Annotated in this window: 20 protein-coding genes and 1 other RNA gene; 13 read left to right on the top strand and 8 right to left on the bottom strand. The window is 74.2% G+C overall.

Features of this window, described 5'->3' with window-relative positions; translation table 11 throughout:
- Nucleotides 1-23: 23 nt before the first annotated feature.
- The 5 genes from rnpB (at nt 24) to GXB85_RS03875 (ending at nt 4,472) form a co-directional block, all read left to right on the top strand.
- Nucleotides 24-417, top strand: an RNA gene (gene rnpB / locus GXB85_RS03895) — RNase P RNA component class A.
- A gap of 249 nt (nt 418-666) precedes the next feature.
- Nucleotides 667-3,276 carry an Ig-like domain-containing protein gene (locus GXB85_RS03890; protein WP_161916334.1) on the top strand — a complete coding sequence of 870 codons (2,610 nt, stop codon included), beginning with the start codon at nt 667-669 and terminating at the stop codon, nt 3,274-3,276.
- 173 nt (nt 3,277-3,449) lie between these two features.
- The gene (locus tag GXB85_RS03885; RefSeq protein WP_161916333.1) at nt 3,450-3,890 is read left to right on the top strand and encodes a GAF domain-containing protein; all 441 of its coding nucleotides are present in this window, start codon (nt 3,450-3,452) and stop codon (nt 3,888-3,890) included.
- Between the two features lies 1 nt (nt 3,891).
- Entirely contained in the window at nt 3,892-4,269 is a 378-nt protein-coding gene (locus tag GXB85_RS03880) for an ATP-binding protein (protein ID WP_161916332.1), read from the top strand.
- A gap of 65 nt (nt 4,270-4,334) precedes the next feature.
- Nucleotides 4,335-4,472: a chromosome partitioning protein gene (locus GXB85_RS03875; protein WP_161916331.1), complete on the top strand. Its 138-nt coding sequence runs from the start codon at nt 4,335-4,337 to the stop codon at nt 4,470-4,472.
- Nucleotides 4,473-4,494: 22 nt separating this feature from the next.
- On the opposite strand, the gene ppgK is transcribed toward GXB85_RS03875, so the two are convergent.
- Both ppgK and map read right to left on the bottom strand, forming a co-directional pair.
- Entirely contained in the window at nt 4,495-5,280 is a 786-nt protein-coding gene (ppgK, locus tag GXB85_RS03870; protein WP_161916330.1) for a polyphosphate--glucose phosphotransferase, read from the bottom strand.
- The gene (gene map, locus GXB85_RS03865) at nt 5,277-6,167 is read right to left on the bottom strand and encodes a type I methionyl aminopeptidase (protein ID WP_370523996.1); all 891 of its coding nucleotides are present in this window, start codon (nt 6,165-6,167) and stop codon (nt 5,277-5,279) included. Before map ends, ppgK begins: the two co-directional genes overlap by 4 nt.
- Before the next feature lie 16 nt (nt 6,168-6,183).
- Here map and GXB85_RS03860 point away from each other — a divergent pair, with 16 nt between their 5' ends.
- Nucleotides 6,184-6,417: an SPOR domain-containing protein gene (locus GXB85_RS03860; protein ID WP_370523995.1), complete on the top strand. Its 234-nt coding sequence runs from the start codon at nt 6,184-6,186 to the stop codon at nt 6,415-6,417.
- Between the two features lie 3 nt (nt 6,418-6,420).
- Here the strand turns inward: GXB85_RS03860 and GXB85_RS03855 are convergent, their stop codons facing one another.
- Genes GXB85_RS03855 through GXB85_RS03845 form a run of 3 tightly spaced genes read right to left on the bottom strand, consistent with a single transcriptional unit; the run spans nt 6,421 to nt 9,888 of the window.
- Nucleotides 6,421-7,416 carry an endonuclease/exonuclease/phosphatase family protein gene (locus GXB85_RS03855; protein WP_161916328.1) on the bottom strand — a complete coding sequence of 332 codons (996 nt, stop codon included), beginning with the start codon at nt 7,414-7,416 and terminating at the stop codon, nt 6,421-6,423.
- A complete protein-coding gene (gene panB / locus GXB85_RS03850; protein WP_161916327.1) occupies nt 7,413-8,240 on the bottom strand; it encodes a 3-methyl-2-oxobutanoate hydroxymethyltransferase in 828 nt (275 codons plus the stop codon). The genes GXB85_RS03855 and panB overlap by 4 nt, the downstream gene beginning before the upstream one ends.
- A complete protein-coding gene (locus GXB85_RS03845; RefSeq protein WP_161916326.1) occupies nt 8,233-9,888 on the bottom strand; it encodes an NAD+ synthase in 1,656 nt (551 codons plus the stop codon). The genes panB and GXB85_RS03845 overlap by 8 nt, the downstream gene beginning before the upstream one ends.
- Nucleotides 9,889-9,990: 102 nt before the next feature.
- Between GXB85_RS03845 and GXB85_RS03840 the strand changes: the two genes are divergently transcribed.
- From GXB85_RS03840 to GXB85_RS03825, 4 genes are all read left to right on the top strand, one after another.
- Nucleotides 9,991-11,328, top strand: a complete 1,338-nt coding sequence (locus GXB85_RS03840) for a glutamine synthetase family protein (protein WP_161916325.1) — start codon at nt 9,991-9,993, stop codon at nt 11,326-11,328.
- On the top strand, nt 11,325-14,360 hold the full coding sequence (locus tag GXB85_RS03835; protein WP_161916324.1) for a bifunctional [glutamine synthetase] adenylyltransferase/[glutamine synthetase]-adenylyl-L-tyrosine phosphorylase: 3,036 nt from the start codon (nt 11,325-11,327) through the stop codon (nt 14,358-14,360). Before GXB85_RS03840 ends, GXB85_RS03835 begins: the two co-directional genes overlap by 4 nt.
- A 79-nt stretch (nt 14,361-14,439) precedes the next feature.
- Nucleotides 14,440-14,811, top strand: coding sequence for a hypothetical protein (locus GXB85_RS03830; protein WP_161916323.1), 372 nt, complete (start codon nt 14,440-14,442; stop codon nt 14,809-14,811).
- 37 nt (nt 14,812-14,848) lie between these two features.
- Nucleotides 14,849-15,205 carry an Imm51 family immunity protein gene (locus GXB85_RS03825; protein ID WP_161916322.1) on the top strand — a complete coding sequence of 119 codons (357 nt, stop codon included), beginning with the start codon at nt 14,849-14,851 and terminating at the stop codon, nt 15,203-15,205.
- A gap of 27 nt (nt 15,206-15,232) precedes the next feature.
- On the opposite strand, the gene GXB85_RS03820 is transcribed toward GXB85_RS03825, so the two are convergent.
- The 3 genes from GXB85_RS03820 to GXB85_RS03810 form a co-directional block, all read right to left on the bottom strand.
- Nucleotides 15,233-15,637, bottom strand: a complete 405-nt coding sequence (locus GXB85_RS03820) for a CoA-binding protein (RefSeq protein WP_370523994.1) — start codon at nt 15,635-15,637, stop codon at nt 15,233-15,235.
- Nucleotides 15,638-15,714: 77 nt separating this feature from the next.
- On the bottom strand, nt 15,715-16,608 hold the full coding sequence (gene ligD, locus GXB85_RS03815; protein WP_370523993.1) for a non-homologous end-joining DNA ligase: 894 nt from the start codon (nt 16,606-16,608) through the stop codon (nt 15,715-15,717).
- Nucleotides 16,593-17,540: a DNA ligase gene (locus GXB85_RS03810; protein ID WP_202627575.1), complete on the bottom strand. Its 948-nt coding sequence runs from the start codon at nt 17,538-17,540 to the stop codon at nt 16,593-16,595. Before GXB85_RS03810 ends, ligD begins: the two co-directional genes overlap by 16 nt.
- A 144-nt stretch (nt 17,541-17,684) precedes the next feature.
- Between GXB85_RS03810 and GXB85_RS03805 the strand changes: the two genes are divergently transcribed.
- From GXB85_RS03805 to GXB85_RS03795, 3 genes are all read left to right on the top strand, one after another.
- Nucleotides 17,685-18,734, top strand: coding sequence for a Ku protein (locus GXB85_RS03805; protein ID WP_161916319.1), 1,050 nt, complete (start codon nt 17,685-17,687; stop codon nt 18,732-18,734).
- A 6-nt stretch (nt 18,735-18,740) separates the two neighbouring features.
- Complete coding sequence (locus GXB85_RS03800) at nt 18,741-19,793, top strand: PHP domain-containing protein (protein WP_161916318.1); 1,053 nt, start codon at nt 18,741-18,743, stop codon at nt 19,791-19,793.
- Between the two features lie 63 nt (nt 19,794-19,856).
- On the top strand, nt 19,857-21,314 hold the full coding sequence (locus GXB85_RS03795; RefSeq protein WP_161916317.1) for a PQQ-binding-like beta-propeller repeat protein: 1,458 nt from the start codon (nt 19,857-19,859) through the stop codon (nt 21,312-21,314).
- Nucleotides 21,315-21,488: the final 174 nt, after the last annotated feature.

Raw genomic sequence — 21,488 nt, 5'->3', positions numbered from 1 at the left:
CTCGCACTACAGTGGTGTACGGATGAGTCGGCCAGGCGGTCGCGTCGTCGTCGGTTCGCCGGCGACGCCGAGGAACGTCCGGGCTCCGCAGAGCACGGTGGTGGGTAACACCCACCCGGGGTGACCCGCGGGACAGTGCCACAGAGAGAAGACCGCCTCGCCGTCGGGCTCCGGCCCGCGACGGGGTAAGGGTGAAACGGTGGTGTAAGAGACCACCAGCGTGCCGGGTGACCGGCACGGCTAGGTAAACCCCACCGGGAGCAAGGCCAGACAGGGAGCGTTCGAGGGCTGCTCGCCCGAGCTCCCGGGTAGGCCGCTGGAGGCGTGCGGCAACGTACGTCGTAGAGGGATGGCCGCCACCCGCACCGGGGCAACCGGGTGCGGGGACAGAACCCGGCGTACCGGCCGACTCATCCACCACGCGGGTCGCGAGGCGCCTCGGGCGCCGACCTGCAGGTGTCGGCGTGGCCGAGATCACACCACGACATGATCAAGGCGACGTTCTTCTGGGCCGAAGGTCCTAGAGGAGTCGGTCCGGACCGACGCCGGCGACGACGCCGCATCCCGGGTCCGCCTCCCGACAGGTGGCGACCCGTGGTCGGCGACGGGATCGTCGGCTCGCTCCGGGCGTGCCGCCGCGACCGCCCCCGTTCGGAAGGCTGCTCCATGCCCGCACAGTCCTCGTCCGTCCCGCGGCGTCGGTGGTCCCGTCCGGTGGCCGCGCTGCTGGGCAACGCGCTGGCGCTCGCGGGTGTCGTGGCCCTGGCACCACCGGCAGCCGCCGAGCCCGTGATCACGTCCCAGAGCCCCTACGCCGCCGCGCCGAACGTGACCGCGAAGGCACAGTGGTTCTGCCCCGACGACGGCTTCGAGAGCACCGCGATCACGGTCCCGGGCAGCTCGCCCGGCTCGCTCACGCCGGTCCAGGTGCGACTCGTCGCCCCCTACCGGCTCTTCGTGGCGGACGTCGCGGCACCCGAGACGCTCCCGATGACGGTCTCCTGCACGAACCACGGCGTGACGACCGAGGCGACCGGCACCTTCCTGGTCGGTGCGGCTGCGACCGTGTCGGTCTCGGCCGCACCGGTGCCCTCCGCGTACCGCGAGGATGTCATGGTGACCGCGACCGTCGAGCTGGCCGACGCGGCAGGCTTTGAAGGGACGAACGCGGGACTCTACTTCCTCGTGAACGGGTCGCACTTCTCGGGCTGCGGCCGACTGGAGCCGGACGTTCCCGGGGGAACGACGGTGACGTGCACGACGCTCCTCGGAGCCCCGTCCCTGGGGACGCACACGGTCACCGCCCAGCTGAGCAACACGCTGCACCCGCTCCCCAGCGCCTTCGTGGGCGAGACCTCCGCCACCGTGGAGGTCGTCGTCGAGAAGGCGCCGACGACGATCGTCCTCGGTGGGCCGACGTCGTGGTCCGCCGGCGATCCGGTCGAGGTCACGGTGGAGATGACGGCGCCGGCCTACCTGGTGGGCGGCGCCGTGACGCTCGCGGTCGACGGCGTCGAGCGCGCCCCGGTCCGGCGGAGCTCGAGGACCGACTACTTCGACGTGAGCGACCTGCCGCCGGGTCGGTACGACCTCACGGCCACCTACTCCGGCGACGCGAACCACCTGCCGTTCACGACGGCGGTGCGGCAGGTGGAGGTGGGGCGCGTCGCCACGACGACCTCCCTCGTGATCGAGGAGGCAGCGGTGACAGGGGTGGGCGGGCCCACGACGGCGGTCGCGAACGTCACACGACCCGGTACCGGAGCGCCCGTGGGCGAGGGTGCCGTTCGGTTCACCGTCGGCCCGGCGGAACCCGTCGAGGTGCCGCTCGACGCCACCGGTAGCGCTCGGGTCGCGGTGCTGGCGGGGGACCCCGGTCAGGTGTTGCCCGTCCGCGCGGAGTACCTGGGCAACGGCACGTACGCGCCCAGCGCCCAGGACACGACCGCCACGGTTGCCCGCACGACCACCGTCGTCACGATCGGCGGCCCGCGCGAGTGGGGCTACGGGGACAGCGTGGCGCTGCGGGCCGCGCTCCCGGGCGGGGCCACGGTGCCGGCGCCCACGGGCACGGTGACGTACCTCGTCGACGGCGTCGTCGTGGGCGACGTCCACGACGTGCACGGCGACGTGGGCGTGGACCTTTCCCTGCTCGACCCGGGGCCGCACGAGGTCGTCGCCCGGTACTCCGGAGACGACGTCTACCTCCCCGCCTCGGGTGACGCGGCGGTACTCGTCACGCGCGGCGAGGCGCGCGTCCGTCTCGCCGGCCCGCCCACCTGGTCCTACGGTTCACCCGCACGGTTCACCGCCACGGCCACGGGCACCGACGGAGCCGTGGGCCCGACCGGACGCGTCACGCTCTCGGTCGACGGTACCCCCACGCCCCACGGTCGGGAGGCGGGCCCCGGGGCGGCCGAGGTCGACCTCGCGGCCCTCGTGCCGGGCACGTACACGGTGGCCGCGCGGTACGACGGCGACGGCCGGTACGCACCCGCGGTGGCCGAGACCCTCGAGGTCGAGGTCACTCGTGCTCCGACGACGCTCGACGCTCCACCGAGCACGACGCCCGTCGGGACGCTCGGCGTGCTGCCGGTGCGGATCGCGACCGGGCCGGCCCCGGCCGTGGAGTCGGCAGAGGTCGGCGTGTGGCTCGCAGGCCATGAGGTGGGCACGGGCGAGCTGACGGGCGGAGTGGGAGCGGTGCACCTCACGCGTGTGCTGGCCCCCGGTGAGCACGTGCTCGAGCTGCGGTACCGGGGCGACACTCGGTACCAACCCGCCCGCGCCACGGTGTCACTCACCGTCGCAGGCGTGCCGCCGCACGGGGGCACGCCGACCCCGGGGGTCGAGGTCGACCTCGACGCGCTCTCCGTCGCCGCCTCCGAACCGCTGACCGTCCGGGCGTCCGGGTTCGTGCCCGGAGAGACCGTCGTCGTCGTCATGTACTCGACACCGGTGGTCCTCGGAACCGTCACGGCCGACCTCGCGGGCAGGGCCGTGCTCCTCCTGGAGGAGTTGCCCGCGGGCACCGCTCCCGGCCGGCACACGCTCGAGGTGATCGGCGGCACGTCCCAGCGGTGGGCGTCCACCCCGCTGACCGTCCGGGCGGCGGCGAGCCCGCCGTCGGACGCAGCGCCCAGCCCCGCGCGGTTGGCGCTCACCGGGGCTGCATCCAGCGCGGTGCTCACCTGGGCCGCGCTCCTCGTCCTGGCCGGTGCCGCTGCGCTGGTCACAGCACGTCGGCGTCCTGGGCCAGGCCACTGGCTCACCTAGCCGGCAGGCTTCCTGCGTTCGCCCGCACCGCCCGGTCGTCCCGACCCCTGGGCGGTGCGGGTGGGTCGACCGGCGACGCGGGGGTCCGCACTCCTGGGCCCTCCCGTGCGTCGACGTGCCCCGGGCGCCGAGGCGTGCGAGCCTGGACCCCGCCCCCGAGCCCGAGGTGAGTGATGATCCAGGAGCCCGACGCACTCGCGGCGGCGGCACGTGGAGCCGCCGAGCGTCTCGGACCCGACACGTTCTGCAGCATCGTGCTGCGCTCGGGCGAGCAGCTCGCGTACGCGGGCAGCAGCGACGAACGCGCCGAGCGCTGCGACCGGGTCGAGGTCGAGACGGGCGACGGCCCGTGCGTGACGTCGCTCCAGCACATGGCCGGCGTCCTCGTCCCTGAGATCTCGGGTGACCCGCGCTGGCCGGCGTGGCGGGCCGCCGCGCTCGACGCCGGGTTCCGCTCGGCGGCGGCTCTTCCCGCCTACGTCGACGAGACCACGCGTCTCGCGCTCAACCTCTACTCGGACGACGTCGACCCGTGGGACGAGGCGCGGCTCGCGGGGATGGACGAGTACCTGCAGGAGATCGCCGAGGTGGTCCGCACCACGCTGGGGACGTGAGGTGACGGAGATCCTCCTCGAACCCCGCCTCGGCGAGCTCGCCCGCGCGCGCCACTGGGCGCGGGACCTCGCGGCGCGCGCGGGCGCGCCGCGACAGCGACTCCAGGTGGTCGAGCTGCTCACGAGCGAGGCGGTCGCCAACGCCCTCCACCACGGCCCGACGAGCCCCGTGCGCGTCGCGGCTCGCGTGCACGACGGACGGCTGACGATCCGGGTCGCCGACGACGGCGACGCGCTCCCCGTCGTGCGCACGACCGGACCGGAGGTGCCGGGGGGCCACGGCATGCGCATCATCGACCGCCTCGCCGAGCGGTGGGGGGTCGAGCCGCGGCCGACCGGTGGCAAGACCGTCTGGTTCACGGTCGCGCTCGACGCCTGAGACCATCACGCCGTCCTGGGCCCGGCCGGGATGCGCGGCCGGCGTCGCGGTGCGACGGTGGAGTGATGAGCGAGCACCTCCCCGACAGCTTCGACCCGGCCCAGCCCGACCTGCCGACGAAGGCCGTGGACCCCGACCCGCACCCCGATCCGGAGGAGGGTCAGGACACGCGGCACTTCCCCGAGGACGCGTCGACCGACTGAGCGTCCGACGCCCGGGGCTGCCTCAGTCGAGGGCGACTCCCTGCGCCGCGAGTGCGGCCGCCCCGACGATCCCGGCCGAGTTGCGCAGCATCGCCGGGACGATCGGGGTGCGCAGGTCCAGCAGCGGCAGGAACTTCTCGTGCTTCTTCGAGACGCCGCCGCCGACGACGATCAGGTCGGGCCAGAAGAGGTCCTCGACCACGCGGAAGTAGCGCTGGAGCCTCGCGGCCCACTGCTCCCAGTCGAGGTCCTCGCGCTCGCGCGCGCTGTCGGCCGCGCGGCTCTCCGCGTCGTGCCCGTCGATCTCTAGGTGGCCCAGCTCGGTGTTCGGGACGAGAGTCCCGTCCACGACCAGGCATGAGCCGATGCCCGTCCCCAGCGTCACGACGAGCACGACGCCGTCGCGCCCGCGGGCCGCGCCGTAGCGCGCCTCGGCGTAGCCCGCCGCGTCCGCGTCGTTGACGGCGAGCGCCGTGCGTCCGGTCGCCTTCGAGACCACCTGGGTCACGTCGGTGCCGATCCAGGAGTCGTCGACGTTGGCGGCCGAGCGTGCGACGCCGTGCTGGATGACGGCCGGGAAGGTCACGCCGATCGCGAGGTCGGGCGACAGGTGGAAGGAGTCGACCAGCTCGGCGACGGTGGCCGCGACGGCGTCCGGCGTCGCGGGCTGGGGGGTCGGGATGCGCACGCGGTCGGCACTCAGCTCGCCCACGAGCAGGTCGACGGGTGCGCCCTTGATGCCGCTGCCGCCGATGTCGATGCCGAAGGCCCCGGTGGGCGCGGGACGGTGAGGTGTGTGCTCGCTCATGGCAGGGTCAGGATCTCCGCTCCGGTCTCGGTCACCACGAGGGTGTGCTCGAACTGCGCACTGCGCCGGCGGTCCTTGGTCACGACGGTCCAGCCGTCGTCCCACATCTCCCAGTCGGGCGTGCCGAGGTTGAGCATGGGCTCGATCGTGAAGACCATGCCGGCCTCGATCACGGTGTCGTAGTGCGGGGCCGCGTCGTAGTGCGGCACGATCAGGCCCGAGTGGAAGGCCTCACCCACGCCGTGACCGGTGAAGTCGCGGACCACGCCGTAGCCGAAGCGCCGGGCATAGGCCTCGATGACCCGCCCGATCACGTTGATCTCACGGCCGGGCCGCACGGCGCGGATCCCGCGCATCATGGCCTCGTGGGTGCGCTCGACGAGCAGCCGTGACTCCTCGTCGACGTCCCCCACGAGGAACGTCGCGTCGGTGTCGCCGTGGACCCCGTCGACGTACGCCGTGATGTCGACGTTCACGATGTCGCCGTCCTGGAGCACCGTCGAGTCCGGCACCCCGTGGCAGATGACCTCGTTGACCGACGTGCACAGGGACTTGAGGAAGGGCACCTGGCCGGGGTGCGGCTGGTAGTGCAGCGTCGAGGGGTAGGCGCCGTGGTCGCACAGGAACTCGTGGCCGATGCGGTCGAGCTCGTCGGTCGTGACACCCGGGGCCGCGTGCCTCCCGACCTCGGCGAGTGCCTGCGCGGCGATGCGCGAGGCCACGCGGATGCGCTCGACCGTCTCGGCGTCCTTGACCTCGGAGCCGGTGAACGGGAGCTCGCGGTTCTTGCCCACGTACTCGGGGCGGGAGATGTGCGCCGGGACGCTCCGCACGGGGCTGACGGTGCCGGGCACCAGCGTGCCCGTCGGCGCGTGCGAGATCGACATGGCTGGCAGTCTACGGATGGGCGGCGCACCCCGCGCCGCGGGCACCACGGGAGGCGTGATGGCCGACGACGGCGCGAGAGAGTTCTGGTACAACCCGGGCACGGGTGAGGTCGAGGAGGGCATGCAGAGCCCCTGGACCGACCGGATGGGGCCGTACCCCACGCGTGAGGCGGCGCACGCGGCGCTCGAGCGGGCACGCGCGCGCACCGAGGACTGGGACGAGGAGGACCGCCGCTGGCGCGAGGGGTGAGCCTCACCTGCTGCGCAGCACCACCTCGACGGCGCGGTGGTCCGTGCCCGCCGGCGGGTTGAGCACGGCGGCGCGTTCGACCCGCCAGGTGCGGGCGTCCACGAGCACGTGGTCGATCGGCGCACCGAGGGCGCGCGGCAGGCGCGCGGGCCACGTGCCCACGCCGCCCGCTCCGCCCTCGACGGTCGCGAGGACACATCGGCTCAGCCCGGCGAACGCGGGGTGGTCCGGGGTCGTGTTGAAGTCCCCCGCGACGATCGCGCCGGGCGTGGCCTCGCACGTCGCGACGGCGACGGCGCCCTCCTCGTGCCAGGTGGCCGTCGCACCCGGCAGGGGAGGGAAGGGGTGCACAGCCGTGACCTCGGGTCCCTTGCCCGTGGCGGTGAAGCCCGCGAGGGTACCGCCCTGGCGCCCGGTCACCTCGTAGTGCCCGAGCCCCTCGGCGAGGAGCAGCGCGGTCGCTCCCGTGGCGGACGGGCCTGCGCCGTCGTCGGCGAGCACCTGCAGCGGCCAGCCGGCCGCGGACGTGGCCGCGGCCACGCGCGCCGCGTCGCGCGACCGCGTCTCGGGTAGCACCACCACGTCGGCCCGCCGCTCGACCACGAGGCGCGCGACGTCGTCGGGCCGCGCGGAGTCCTGGGTGTTGAGCACGAGCACCACGAGGGCCGTGGCGTCGGCGACGGGGGGTGCATCGGGCCCCACGAGGCCGACCGTCCCACGCTCGAGCAGCACGCCCGTGCCGATCGCGGCGCCCGCCAGCAGCACCGCGGCGGTCGGCCACGTCGCGCGGCGGCCCGGGAGCACCACGAGCAGTGCGGCGAGGCCCGCGAGCGAGAGGCCCACCACGCCGCGCAGCGCGACGGCCTGCGCGAACGGCGTGACACCGTTCAGGCCCAGCAGCCCGGGAAGGACGAGCGCGAGCACGAGGACGCCCGCGAGCAGCACCCCGACGGCGTGCGCGCGACGCACCGGGCGTCGCCGCCCGGGCGCGTCGGTCACTCGGCGAAGCTGTGCTCGGGACCGGGGAAGGTCCCGGCGCGCACCTCGTGGAGGTAGTCGCGCGTCGCCTCGCCCAGCGCCGCACCCAGCTCGGCGAAGCGCTTGACGAAGCGTGGCGACCAGTCGTCCATACCGGCCATGTCGCTCCACACGAGCACCTGGCCGTCGCAGTCCGGGCCCGCGCCGATCCCGATGGTCGGCACCGAGAGCACCTCGGTGACACGTGCCGCGAGCGGGGCGGGCACCATCTCGAGGACCACGGCGAACGCGCCGGCCTCCTGCAGCTCGAGCGCATCCGCCTGGAGCTGGTCGGCGGCCTCGCTGCCGCGTCCCTGAACCCGCTTGCCGCCGAGTGCGAACTCCGACTGCGGGGTGAAGCCCAGGTGGGCCATCACGGGGATGCCCGACGACGACAGCAGCCGCACGTGCTCGGCCACCCGCGAGCCGCCCTCGAACTTGACGGCGTGCGCGCCGCCTTCCTTGAGCAGGCGCACCGCCGTGGCGTGGGCCTGCCGGGGTGACGCCTCGTAGGAGCCGAACGGTAGGTCGGCGACCACGAGCGCGCGGCGCACGGCCCCCGACACGGCCCGCGTGTGGTGGATCATCTGGTCGACCGTCACGGGGATGGTCGTGTCGTGCCCGAGCATGACGTTGCCCACCGAGTCGCCCACGAGCACCACGTCCACGCCCGCGTCGTCGAAGATGCGCGCCGTCAGCGCGTCGTACGCGGTCAGCATGGTGACGCGCTCGCCGCGCTCCTTCGCCTCGCGCAGGTGGTGCACGCGCACGCGCCGGGGCGGCGGTGCGGCTGCGGGGTCACTCATCGACGGGTCCCTTCGGCTCACGCCAGCGGCTGGTCACCGGGAGCCTGCGGTCCCGGCCGAACGCGAGGGCCGTCACCTTGGGCCCCGGCGGGTACTGACGACGTTTCCACTCGGCACGGTCGACCAGCGCGAGCACCTTGTCGACCACCTCGGCGTCGAACCCGCGCGCGAGGAGCTCCTCACGGCCCTCGGCGTGCTCGACGTACGCGTCGAGCACCTCGTCGAGCAGCTCGTACGGCGGGAGCGAGTCGGTGTCCATCTGCCCGGGGCTGAGCTCGGCCGATGGCGGCTTGGTGATCGAGCTCTCGGGGATCGGCGGGATCTGCCCGTTGTCGAGCGCGTGCTGGTTGCGCCACCGCGCGAGCCGCCACACGCGGGACTTGTCGACGTCCTTGAGCGGGGCGAAACCACCCACGGAGTCGCCGTAGATCGTCGAGTAGCCGACGGCGAGCTCGGACTTGTTGCCGGTCGCGAGCACCAGGTGGCCCTCGACGTTGGACAGGCCCATGACGATCACGCCGCGCACGCGCGCCTGGAGGTTCTCGCCCGCGATGCCGGGCAGCTCCATCTGGGCGCGGAACGCGTCGACCATCGGGGCGATGGGCTGGACGCGGTAGTCCGCCCCGATGCGCTCGGCGAGGTCCTTGGCGTCGTCGCGCGAGTGCTCCGACGAGTGCTCGGAGGGCATCGAGACGCCGACGACGTTCTCGCCGCCCAGCGCATCGGCCGCGATCGCGGCGGCGAGCGCCGAGTCGATCCCGCCCGAGAACCCGAAGACGACCGAGCTGAAGCCGTTCTTGTGCGCGTAGCCGCGCAGCCCCGTGACGAGGGCCGTGTAGACCTCCTCGTCCGGGTCGAGCGGTGCGGCGAGCAGACCCGGCTCGGGCGACACGCCGTCGTCGGGCAGGTCCCACACCAGCAGGTGCTCGACGAACTGGGGCGCGCCCGCCAGGGGCGTGCCGTCGGCGCCCACCACGAACGAGCCGCCGTCGAACACCAGGTCGTCCTGGCCGCCCACCATGTTCACGTAGGCGACGGGCGCGCGGACCTCACCGGCCCGGCGCGCTGCGAGCTCGGAGCGCACGTGCCCCTTGCCCTCCTCGTACGGGGAGCCATTGAGCACGAGCAGCAGGTCCACCTCGGCCTCGTCCATGAGCGAGACCGGGCCGCCGTCCTGCCAGATGTCTTCGCAGATCACGAGACCCACGCGGCGCCCTGCGACGTTGACGACGCAGCGCTCGTGGCCGGGGGAGAAGATGCGGAACTCGTCGAACACGCCGTAGGTGGGCAGGTGGTGCTTGTCGTAGGTCGCGACCACCTCGCCGCGGTGCACGACGACGGCGCGGTTGGTCGCCCGGCCGCGCTCGTCCCGCCCGAGCGTGCCGACGACGACGACCGCCTCGCCGAGCCCCTCGGCCACGAGGTCGGCCGCGAGGCGGCGCAGCGTGCGCTCGGCGGCGCGCGCGAACGAGTCGCGCAGCGCGAGGTCCTCGATCGGGTACCCGGTGAGCGTCATCTCGGGGAACGCGACCAGGGCCGCGCCCTCCTGGACCGCCTTGCGCGTCCACTCGAGGACCGTCGCGCCGTTGCCGGCGACGTCCCCGACGCACGTGTCGACCTGGGCCAGAGCGATGCGGAGCGGCGCCATGGCGACCACCCTAGCCGCGGCGAGCGGGCCCGCACCCGACGCGCACCACGCCCTGCGAGACGCTTCCCGCGCCCGGCGCCCGCGTGCGGCAGGATGGGCGCCATGGACAGGCAGCAGGAGTTCGTTCTCCGCACGGTCGAGGAGCGGGACATCCGCTTCATCCGTCTCTGGTTCACCGACGTGCTCGGTGTGCTGAAGTCCGTCGCGGTGGCCCCGGCCGAGCTCGAGGCCGCGTTCTCGGAGGGCATCGGCTTCGACGGCAGCTCGATCGAGGGCCTCACGCGCGTCTACGAGGCGGACATGCTCGCCAAGCCGGACCCGTCGACGTTCCAGGTGCTTCCCTGGCGGGGCGAGCGTCACGGCACGGCCCGCATGTTCTGCGACATCCTCACGCCCGACGGCGAGCCGTCCCTCGCCGACTCGCGGCACGTGCTCAAGCGCGCGCTGCAGCACGCGAGCGACAAGGGGTTCACCTTCTACACGCACCCCGAGGTCGAGTTCTACCTGTTCGAGACCCCGGCAGACCCCGAGCGCCCGCTCGTCCCGGTCGACACCGCGGGCTACTTCGACCACGTCGCGCGCGGCACCGGGCACGACTTCCGTCGGGCGGCGATCACGATGCTCGAGTCGATGGGCATCTCCGTCGAGTTCTCCCACCACGAGGCCGGGCCGGGGCAGAACGAGATCGACCTGCGCTATGCCGACGCCCTCACCACCGCGGACAACATCATGACCTTCCGCACCGTGGTCAAGGAGGTCGCCCTCGAGCAGGACATCTTCGCGTCGTTCATGCCCAAGCCCATGGCCGACCACCCCGGCTCCGGCATGCACTCGCACCTCTCCCTCTTCGAGGGGGACCGCAACGCCTTCCACGAGCCGGGCGCGCCCTTCGAGCTGTCCCAGACCGGCCGTCGGTTCATCGCGGGTCTGCTGCGGCACGCCGCCGAGATCACTGCGATCACCAACCAGTACGTCAACTCCTACAAGCGCATGTGGGGCGGGGCCGAGGCACCGAGCTACATCTGCTGGGGCCACAACAACCGCTCGGCCCTGGTCCGTGTGCCCATGTACAAGCCGGGCAAGGGCAACTCGAGCCGCGTCGAGTACCGCGGCGTGGACAGCGCGACCAACCCGTACCTGTCCTACGCGCTGCTGCTCGCCGCGGGGCTCAAGGGGATCGAGGAGGGCTACGAGCTCCCCGAGGGCGCCGAGGACGACGTGTGGGAGCTGACCGACGCCGAGCGCCGGGCCCTGGGCATCGAGCCGCTCCCGTCCTCCCTCGAGCAGGCCATCACGGTGATGGAGCGCTCGGAGCTCGTGGCCGAGACGCTCGGTGAGCACGTGTTCGACTTCGTCCTGCGCAACAAGCGCGAGGAGTGGAACGCCTACCGGGCCCAGGTCACGCCGTTCGAGCTGAAGCGGTACCTGCCGGTCCTGTGAGCGAGACGTCGAGCGGACGCCCCGCGGGCAGCCTTCGCTCGCGCCTGATCCGGCTCGGGTTCGACGACCCGGGCCGGGCCGAGCGCCTGCTCGCGGACCGCGAGCTGTGCGCCGTCGTCGGGCCCGCGGACGACGGCGGCGGTGTGGCCCAGCTGCTCTCCGCCGCCGCCTCGCCCGACGACGCGCTGCTCGGTCTCAGCCGCGTGTGCGGCGCCGCCCCGCCGGGCACGCCCGACGGCGAGCGGCTCGCGCGTGTGCTCGCCGACGACGGCGAGGAGCGCGCGCGGCTGGTCGCCGTGCTGGGGGCCTCACCCGCGCTCGCCGACCACCTCGCCCGGCACCCGGCCGACCTGGCGGCCCTCGGCGAGCCCAGCCCGATCGGTGCCGACGCGCGCGACGTCAGGGCAGAGCTGCTGGTCGCGGTCGGGGCGGACCCCGCGACCGACGCCCCAGTGGCGACGGTCGCTGACGGCGTCGACGCGATGCGCCGTGCGTACAGGCGAAGGCTGCTGCGCATCGCGGCGACCGATCTCACCTCGACCGAGCCCTTGTCCCTGCTGCCGGCCGTGGGCGCCGCGCTCGCGGACCTCGCCGCGGCCGCGCTCGAGGCGGGCCTCGCCCTCGCCCGGGCCGAGCACCCCGACCACGCCGCCGCCCGTCTCGCGGTGATCGGGATGGGCAAGTGCGGTGGGCGCGAGCTCAACTACGTGAGCGACGTCGACGTGATCTACGTCGCCGAACCCGCCGACGGTCACGACGAGGGCACCGCGCTCGCGGTCGCCGCGCGCCTCGCCACGGCGCTCGCTCGCGCGTGCGCGGGGACCTCCACCGAGCCCGTGCTGTGGCCGGTGGACGCCGCGCTGCGCCCCGAGGGCAAGGACGGTCCGCTCGTGCGGACCGTCGCGAGCCACCGCGCGTACTACGAGCGCTGGGCCAAGACGTGGGAGTTCCAGGCGCTGCTCAAGGCCAGGACGGTGGCCGGCGACCGGGAGGTGGGGCGCACGTACCTCGAGGCGCTCTCGCCGCTGGTGTGGACCGCGGTCGAGCGGGAGAACTTCGTGGAGGACTCGCAGGCGATGCGCCGCCGGGTCGAGGACCACGTTCCGCCCGCCGAGGCGGACCGGCAGCTCAAGCTCGGCGTGGGGGGCCTGCGCGACGTCGAGTTCACGGTCCAGCTGCTGCAGATGGTGCACGGTCGAGCCGACGAGGAGATCCGCAGCCCCACGACGCTCTCGGCGCTGCACGCGCTCTCGGCGGGTGGCTACGTGGGCCGTGACCACGCGGCGCGCCTCGGCGTCTGCTACCGGCTGCTGCGTGCCCTCGAGCACCGCATCCAGCTCCACCGCCTGCGCCGCACGCACCTGATGCCCACGGGGGAGGCGGACCTGCGCCGCCTGGCCCGTTCCCTCCGGCTCGAGCCCCCGGCGCCGGACGCCCTGCTCGAGCGGTGGCGCACCGTGCGGCGCGACGTGCGGCACCTCCACGAGGAGCTGTTCTACCGACCGCTGCTCCCTGCGACCGCGCACCTGACGCGCGAGGAGGCGAGCCTGGCCCCCGAGGCGGCGCGGGCGCGGCTCGCCGCGATCGGCTACCGGGACCCGGCCGGCGCCGTCCGGCACATCGCCGCCCTCACGGAGGGGGTGAGCCGGCGCGCGGCGATCCAGCGGCAGCTGCTTCCCGTGCTGCTCGGCTGGTTCGCCGAGGGCAGCGACCCGGACGCAGGCCTGCTCGCGTTCCGTCGTCTCTCGGACGAGCTCGGCACGACGCACTGGTACCTCAAGCTGCTCCGGGACTCGGGGGCGGCGGCCCACCGCCTCGCACGTCTGCTGTCGAGCTCGCGCTACGCGGCCGACGTCCTGACCCGCTCGACCGAGTCCGTCGCGTGGCTCGACGACGACGCCGAGCTCGCTCCACGAGGCCCCGAGCGCCTCGTGACCGAGGCCGACGCACTCCTCACCCGCTCGGACGACCCGGAGGGCGCCGCGACCCTGCTGCGCGCGCTGCGTCGCCGCGAGATGGCCCGCACCGCGGTGGCCGAGGTGCTGGGTCAGGGCGACGCCACGGTCTCGGGCACCGCACTCACCGTCGCGGCCGAGGTGGTGCTCGCGGGCGTCCTGCGCATCGCCGAGCACGAGGCGCGCGAGAGCGACGAGGGCCTCTTGACCAGGACGGCGATCGTCGCGATGGGCCGGCTCGGTGGTCGTGAGCTCGGTTACGGCTCCGACGCGGACGTGCTGTTCGTCCACGAGCCGCTCCCGGGGGTGGACGAGGCCCGCGCCCAGGCTCAGGCGGTCGCGGTCGCGACGCGTGTGCGCGCCCTGGCGGGGGCCGTGGGCGCCGAGCCGGCGCTCGAGGTCGATGCCGACCTGCGTCCCGAGGGCCGCAACGGGCCGCTCGCGCGCTCGCTCGCCTCGTACGCCGAGTACTACCAGCGTTGGTCGTCACCGTGGGAGAGCCAGGCGCTGCTCCGCGCACGCCCCGTCGCCGGACCGGACGAGCTGCGCGAGCGCTTCGTCGCCCTGATCGACCCCTTGCGGTACCCCCGCGGAGGGGCCGACGCCGCGACCGTGCGTGAGGTACGCCGCCTCAAGGCGCGCATGGAGGCCGAGCGTCTGCCGCGCAACGTCGACCCGTCGCGTCACCTCAAGCTCGGCCGTGGAGGCCTGAGCGACGTCGAGTGGACCGTGCAGCTGCTCCAGCTCCAGCACGCGGCCGACATCCCGGACCTGCGCACCGCGTCGACGCTCGCGGCCCTCGACGCGGCCCGGGAGGCGGGGCTCGTGACCGAGGGCGACGCCGAGGTGCTCGCGGAGGCGTGGACGCTGTGCACGCGGCTGCGCGACGCGCTGGTGCTGTGGTCCGGTCGCGCCGGCGGCGCAGGTGGGGACGTGCTGCCGCACGACCGTCGCGCCCTCGCGGGCCTGGCGCGCCTGCTCGGCTACCCGCCGGCGTCGGGCGCGACGCTCGAGGAGGACTACCTGCGGACGGCCCGCCGCGCCCGAGCCGTCGTCGAGCGCGTCTTCTACGCCTGAGGCCGGGCACGGTGGTCCTTGCGCCGGGACCTGGACCACGACCATGATCATCACCTCGATCGTGACGAGGGAGAGATCGTTGATCTTCGGGACGCACCCGCTCGACGGGGAGAACACCCGCATCTTCTACGGCCGGCTCATGGACGACATCAAGGCCAGGATCGCCGAGGAGCTGGAGCTGATGCGCGACGGTCGGCTCACGCATCCCGACTGCGGGTTCATGGGCTACGTCCACGCGCTCAACGCGCTCGCGACCGAGGACCCCGCCATCCATGGCTTGTCGATCTACACCGACCAGGTCAAGGACTGGCAGCGTGAGTACCTCGCGTGGTTCGAGGGCGTCGCGTCCCAGATCCCGAAGAAGCACCGCGAGGGGTACGCAGCGATGGTGGCGGAGCAGTTCGCGTCGCTCCTCGCCAAGAGCTCGCCCCTGCCGCGCGACATGTGGTGAGCCGAGCAGGGGTGCGCGGACGCGCCGGAGGGTGGACATGACGGATCACGCAGGTGGCGCCCTCGCGCCGTTCAGGTTGATCGGCGACGAGACCTACGACGCTGTGGTCCTCTCGGGTGAGGGCATGGCGGAGCGTGCCGAGGTGTTCGCGGAGCACGGCGACGAGGGGGCGTGGAAGGGCGACGGCTACGACTGGACGTCGGTCGCGCGTGCGCTCGTGGCCGAGCGTCTGCCCCACCTCGAGGACGAGCTGAGCTACGACCCCGAGGCCGGGATGTTCCTCGTGCGCGGCTCCCGCGAGGCCCTCGAGGAGGTCGGCGCGGAGCTCGCGCACATCCACCGCGACGAGGAGCTCCTCCGGGACGTGCTCTCGCGCGCGGTACCCGACGCCTAGAGAAGCCCTCCGGCGAGATCCGGGGATCTAGAGGCCGTGGCGGGGGCCCTCGATGCGCGGGCACGTGTCGGTCACGAGGTCGAGCCCCGCGGCCCGGGCGCGCTGCTCGGCCTTCGGGTCGCGTACCGCGAGCTGGAGCCAGACCGCCGTCGCACCCACGCGGACGGCGTCGTCGATCACCGCACCGGCGCGGCTCGAGTTCACGAACACGTCGACCACGTCGATCTTCCCCGGCACGTCCTCGAGCCGGCGGTAGCCCGGCTCGCCGTGGACGGTCTCTGCGCGCGGGTGCACGGGCACGATCGTGTGCCCCAGCCCCTGCAGGTACGCGGCGACGCCGTGGGCCGCACGAGCGGTGTTGGTAGACAGCCCGACGACGGCCCAGCGTGCGGGCGTGGTGAGCAGGCGTTCCACGACGGCGGGATCGTTCACGCCGTCAGCCAACCACGGCCCGCAGGCCCTCGCCCGGGACGGACGGCCGTCGGGCCACGGTGGCCGTCCCCGCCGGCTCAGCCCTCCGCGAGCAGGTCGCCGTCGGCCTCGAGCCGGTGCAGCACCTCGTCGGGCGAGAGCTGGGTGAGGCCGGGCCCGATCTCGTCCCACGTGCGCGGTGCCGCGACCCGCGGGAGCTCGCGGCCGCGCAGCGAGTACGGCGTCACCGTCGTCTTGGCCGGGTGGTTCTGCGACCAGTCGAGCAGCACCTTGCCTGGACGCAGGTCGCGCTTCATGTTGGCGACCACCTGCCGGGGGTGCGCCTGCGCGAGCTCGTGCGCGACGTCGCGCGCGTACTGCCGCACCTGGACCGCGGTGCGACGGCCGTCGAGCGGGGCGTAGAGCTGCATGCCCTTGCTCCCGCTCGTCACCGGGTAGGTGAGCTCGAGGCCGTCCTCGGCGAGCCTGTCAGCCACCACGTGCGCCACCGCGGCGCACTCGTCCAGGCCCGCGGGCGCCCCCGGGTCGAGGTCGATCACCAGCCTGTCGGGGGTGCGCACGCCGCCACGCGGGCCCACGCGCCACTGCGGCGTGTGCAGCTCGATCGCGCCGGCGTTGGCCGCCCACACCAGGCCCGCGAGGTCGTCGAGGAACGGGAAGTCCACCTGCGTGCCCTCGTCGTCGGTGCCCGGCGAGGCGTGCAGCACCTGGTGCCGCAGCCAGTCCGGTGCACCCCGCGGCACGTTCTTCTCGAAGAACCGCTCGCCCTGCACGCCCTCGGGAAAACGGATGCGGGTCACGGGACGGTCGCGCAGCTGCGGCAGGATCGCGTCGGCCACCTGCGAGTAGTAGTGCACCATCTCGCCCTTGGTGAACCCCTCGGGGTACAGCACGCGGTCCAGGTGGGTCAGGCGCACGCGTCGCCCGCCCACCTCGACCCACTGGCCGTCGTCCTTCACGGTGCCTCCCACGGGTCCACGTCGGTGTCGGTGCGCAGGCCGCGCACCACGGGCTGGCGCAGGCGCCCGGCCCGGGTGCGGCCCAGGTAGGCGACGTCGACGACGACGCGCGGCTCGCACCAGGTCGCGCCGCGCGCGTCGGCCGCGGGCACGGGCTCGTCGAGCACGGGGTGGTCGCGTCCATGACCGGCCAGGGCCCGTGCCACGTCGGCACCCCGCGCGCCGCCCAGGCCGCTGCCCGCGCGGCCCAGCAGGTGCCAGCGTCCGTCGGTGTCGGGTGCCCCGAGCAGCACCGCTCCGAGTCGTCCTCGCCCACCGCCCGGTGCCCGCGGACCCGTCGCGGCGTGCTCGGCGCGCCAGCCCACCACGGCCGCCGTCCGCGTCGCGCGGTGCGTGGCCTTGACCCAGTCGGGCGAGCGCCGACCCGGCTGGTAGCGCGCCGATCCTCGTTTCGCCACGACCCCCTCGAGCCCGTGGTCCGCCGTCACCTGCCACAGGTCGTCGAGGTCGGGGTACACGGGGGAGAGCAGCACGCGCTCGGGCAGCGGGAGCGCCTCGAGCGCCGCGCGTCGTTCGGTCCAAGGGGTGCGCGTGAGGTCCCGGCCGTCGAGCGCGAGCAGGTCGAAGGCCATGAACGTCACCGGTGAGCGGGCCGCGAGGCGGGCCGCCCGGGCGCGGTCGCGCACGTGCATGCGTTCGGCGAGGGCCTCGAACGACGGGACGCCGTCGGCCATGACCACGACCTCGCCGTCGAGCACGGCGTCCGGCACCTCGGTGAGCCCCGCGAGCTCGGGGTAGGCCGCGGTGACGTCCGCGCCCGAGCGCGCGCGTAGCCGGCCCGCCCCCGTCTCCGCGAGCACGCGCACGCCGTCCCACTTGACCTCGTAGGCCCAGTCCGACCCGCGCGGCACCTCGGTGAGGGTCGCGGCCCTGGTCGCGAGCATCGGCTGCACCCACCACATCCTGCCCGCGCGGCAGGTCCCGCGCGACGGCGGGTCGTGCGTCCCCTGTGGGCACGCGGGCCGTCCTGCGCCACACTGGGGGTCCGTGCTCCTGCGACGGGGGCAGCGGTCGACGAGGAGTGCGCGATGCGGGCGATCTGGAAGGGCGCGGTGGCCTTCGGGCTGGTCAACGTGCCGGTCAAGCTCTATGCCGCGACCGGTGAGCACAGCGTGACCCTGCACCAGGTGCACGCCGAGGACGGCGGACGCATCCGCTACCGCAAGGTGTGCAGCGTGGACGGCGAGGAGGTCCGCAACGACGAGATCGTCAAGGGCTACCAGACCGACGACGGCCGCATGGTGGTGCTCACGGACGAGGACCTGGACGAGCTCCCCCTGGCGACCGAGCGCGAGATCGCCGTCGAGGAGTTCGTGCCGGCCGAGCAGGTGGACCCGATCATGCTCGGCAAGACCTACTACCTCGAGCCCGAGAAGACGGCGGTCAAGCCCTACGCGCTGCTGCGCGAGGCCCTCAAGAGCACCGATCGCATGGCCGTGGTCAAGGTCGCGCTGCGGCAGCGCGAGTCGATGGCGGTGCTGCGCGTGCGCGACGACGTGATCTGCCTCCAGACGCTGCTGTGGCCCGACGAGGTGCGTGCCGCGGACTTCCCGATCCTCGAGGCCGAGGTGTCGGTGCGCCCGCAGGAGGCCCAGATGGCTGCCTCGCTCGTCGAGTCGCTCGCGGGGGACTTCGACCCGTCGGAGTTCGAGGACTCCTACCAGCAGGCGCTCGAGCAGCTCATCGAGGCCAAGGTCACCTCGGGCAAGACGGTCTCGACCGGGCCGGAGCGTGAGCGCGAGGACGAGGGTGGCGGCGAGGTCGTGGACCTGCTCTCGGCGCTGCAGCGCAGCGTCGAGAAGGCGCGCGACCGTCGAGGTGGCTCGACCGGTTCGACCGAGCCCGCCGAGAAGGAGGAGGCGCCGTCGCGCACGCGGGCCTCGGGCGGTGGCACGGCCAAGCGGACGTCGACGCGCAAGGCGAAGGAGGAGTCCGCTCCCGCGAAGAGCAGGACGCGCAGCTCCACGGCGTCGGGCACCAAGGACAAGGGCGGGACGTCCGCGAGCAAGACCAAGCCCAAGGACGACGACGCCAAGACGGGCGCGGCCAAGAAGACCACGCGCCGTCGCGCATCCTGACGCCTCGTGGGTCGCACCACGCAGGACGACGTCGTCGCGGCGCTGCACCGCATCGCTTTCCTGCTCGAGCGTCGTCAGGAGTCCGAGTACCGCTCGAAGGCGTACCGCGGAGCCGGGGACACGCTGCGCGAGCTCGACGACGAGGCGTGGACGCGGCATGCCCGGGCGGGCGACTGGTCCACGCTCCCGGGCATAGGTGCGAGCACCGCGGGGGTGATCGCGACCGTCCTCGCGGGCGACGACCCCGAGAAGCTGACGACCCTCGAGCGTGAGCGCACGGCCGCCCTCGCCGACGTCACTCCCGAGGGCGAGCGGCTCCGTGAGGCGGTGCGCGGCGACCTGCACTCCCACACGCTCGCGAGCGACGGCGGGGCGTCGTTGTCCGACATGGCGCTGACAGCCCTCGACCTGGGCCACGGCTACCTCGCGGTGACCGACCACTCGCCGCGGCTCACCGTCGCGAACGGCCTGTCGCCGCAGCGGCTGCGTGCGCAGATCGGTCAGGTCGAGGCGATGAACACCGTGCTCGAACCGCAGGGGTTCCGGCTGCTCGCGGGCATCGAGGTGGACGTGCTCGACGACGGCGCGCTCGACCAGACCCCCGAGCTGCTCGCGCGCCTCGACGTCGTCGTGGCCTCCGTGCACTCCAAGCTGCGGATGGAACGGGCCGCGATGACGCGCCGGATGGTCGCGGCCGTCGAGGGTGGCGAGGCCGACGTGCTCGGCCACTGCACCGGCCGCCGCGTGCGCGGCCGCGCGCGCCCCCCGAGCGAGTTCGACGCGCGCGCGGTGTTCGAGGCGTGCGCCGCGCAACGGGTCGCGGTCGAGGTCAACTGCCGCCCGGACCGGCAGGACCCACCCGACGACCTTCTCGACCTCGCCGTCGAGGTGGGTTGCCTGTTCAGCGTCGACTCCGACGCGCACGCCCCCGGTCAGCTCGACTGGCTCGTCGACGGCTGCGAGCGGCTCGCCGCACGCGGCGTCGGCCCTGACCGCGTGGTCACCACCTGGCCCGTGGACGACCTGCTCGCCTGGACGGCTGGCCGTCGCGGTCGCTGACCCGGCCGTGCCCACTCCCCGCCCGGAAGGGCCGCACGGGAGCCGGCGGGGTTATCGTCGACCATGGGCACGAGCCCTGGACGGCCGGAGATGGTCGACGTCGAGCTCGTCGATGAGCTCGACGCCCGCGCCGTCGCGCCGTCGCCGCTCGCGGCCGGGAGCGACGGTCGTCGGCGTGACCGTCGTGCGCGGGGTCGGCGCGGCCGCCCGGGTGCACGCCGGGGTCGACGGCCTCCGCGCGCTGCGGTCGCGGGCCTCGTGCTCGCCCTGGCAGGCGGGGCCGTGGCCACCGCGCTGCACGTCGGGGGTCGGGACGACCAGGCCGCCCTCCTGGCCGCGTCGGTGGTGGACCTCACCGCACCCCTGCGGGAGGCCTGGCGCATCGAGGCGGGGCAGGCGCCGGCGGTGGCGGGGGGCGTGCTGCTGGTCACGGGCCTCGACGGGCGTGACCTGCGGGTGCGCGCCCACGACGCGCGTGACGGCGGCCTCCGCTGGGAGCACGTGGTGCCCAGGTCGCAGGCCGCGGCCCTGTACTGCCGGTGGGAGGCCGGCACGCCGCAGCGCCCCCTCGCGCTGTGCCAGGCACCGGGTGGGCTCGTGCCCACGAGGCACGCGGGCGTGCTCGCGCAGGACCCGGGCACGCTGCTCGTCCTCGACGCGCGCGAGGGCACCGTGCTGGCCCGGCACCGTCTCCCACCGGGGCACCTCGCGCTCGACACGATCGACGGGGCGCTCGTACTCGCCCGGCTCGCGGACGGGTACGTGCGCATCGAGCGGGTCGACCCGGTCACGCTGGCCCCGGCGTGGAGCACGCGGCTCCGGGAACCCGTGGGGGCGCAGCCGCGGTCGGCGCTGCTCGACGCAGCCGGGGACCGCGTCGCCCTGCGGCTCGGGCCCGACGTGACCGTCCTCGAGGCGGGGACCGGCAGACGGCTGGCCCACTGGGTCCCGCCGGGCAGCGCACGCGCGGCGGTCCACCTCACGCCGCACGGCACGGGGCTGAGCTCGGTCGGGACGTCGTCGCCCGTGAGCAGGTGGGTGCACGACGGCGGTGTGCTGGAGCTCCGGGGCACCGTCGTCGAACCCTCGCTGTCCGACGGCTCCGCGCCCGACGTGGTGCTCGTGCGGCCGCCGTGGGGGTCCTCGGTGCGTGGCCTGGCGGTCGAGGACGCGCGCGTGCTCTGGTCCTACGACTCCGGCCCGCGCGAGCCCGTGGTGCGGCGTGGGGGACTGGTCGTGCTCGCGGGGGAGGACCGCCTGCGTGCCGTCGACCTCGCGACCGGCGACCCGCGCTGGGCGGCCACGGTGCCTGACCTCGTGGCGGTGCACGACGTCTCGGACGGCACCTTCGTGCTGGTGACGAGCCGGACCCTCGGCGTGGGCCCTACTGTCTCGGCGATCTCGCTGCGCGACGGCAGCCTGCTCTGGCGCGTGGCCATGCCCCACGGCGGGCGGTCGCTCGCCGCCGTCGGCGAACGCGTGCTGGCGGTCGGTGCCGGCGTCGTCGTCGGGCTCGACTGAGCGGTTTGTCACGGCGACCACCGGTTGCCGAGGGGTGGCGGCCGCCCCCATGCTGACCGGGCCGGGCCACGACGTCGTCGGCCCGCGCGACCGACGCAGGGGAGGCGCCGTGCCGCAGCGAGCCGACCACACTCCGGCTGACCGGAGCGGGAGGGAGCCCGGACCCTCCGACGC

This window comes from Cellulomonas sp. APG4, from assembly GCF_009996735.1.
Taxonomy (GTDB): domain Bacteria; phylum Actinomycetota; class Actinomycetes; order Actinomycetales; family Cellulomonadaceae; genus Actinotalea.
The sequence above is the reverse complement of the archived record's forward strand: the minus strand, read 5'-3'. Positions and strand labels throughout refer to the sequence as shown.

Coding starts and splice junctions, on each gene's coding strand:
- GXB85_RS03805 (WP_161916319.1), top strand. CDS start 17,685: ATGCGGGCGATCTGGAAGGGCGCGGTGGCCTTCGGGCTGGTCAACGTG.
- panB (WP_161916327.1), bottom strand. CDS start 8,240: ATGAGTGACCCCGCAGCCGCACCGCCGCCCCGGCGCGTGCGCGTGCAC.
- GXB85_RS03840 (WP_161916325.1), top strand. CDS start 9,991: ATGGACAGGCAGCAGGAGTTCGTTCTCCGCACGGTCGAGGAGCGGGAC.
- GXB85_RS03845 (WP_161916326.1), bottom strand. CDS start 9,888: ATGGCGCCGCTCCGCATCGCTCTGGCCCAGGTCGACACGTGCGTCGGG.
- GXB85_RS03795 (WP_161916317.1), top strand. CDS start 19,857: ATGGGCACGAGCCCTGGACGGCCGGAGATGGTCGACGTCGAGCTCGTC.
- ppgK (WP_161916330.1), bottom strand. CDS start 5,280: ATGAGCGAGCACACACCTCACCGTCCCGCGCCCACCGGGGCCTTCGGC.
- GXB85_RS03860 (WP_370523995.1), top strand. CDS start 6,184: ATGGGCGGCGCACCCCGCGCCGCGGGCACCACGGGAGGCGTGATGGCC.
- GXB85_RS03875 (WP_161916331.1), top strand. CDS start 4,335: ATGAGCGAGCACCTCCCCGACAGCTTCGACCCGGCCCAGCCCGACCTG.
- GXB85_RS03890 (WP_161916334.1), top strand. CDS start 667: ATGCCCGCACAGTCCTCGTCCGTCCCGCGGCGTCGGTGGTCCCGTCCG.
- GXB85_RS03810 (WP_202627575.1), bottom strand. CDS start 17,540: ATGCTCGCGACCAGGGCCGCGACCCTCACCGAGGTGCCGCGCGGGTCG.
- GXB85_RS03885 (WP_161916333.1), top strand. CDS start 3,450: ATGATCCAGGAGCCCGACGCACTCGCGGCGGCGGCACGTGGAGCCGCC.
- map (WP_370523996.1), bottom strand. CDS start 6,167: ATGTCGATCTCGCACGCGCCGACGGGCACGCTGGTGCCCGGCACCGTC.
- GXB85_RS03825 (WP_161916322.1), top strand. CDS start 14,849: ATGACGGATCACGCAGGTGGCGCCCTCGCGCCGTTCAGGTTGATCGGC.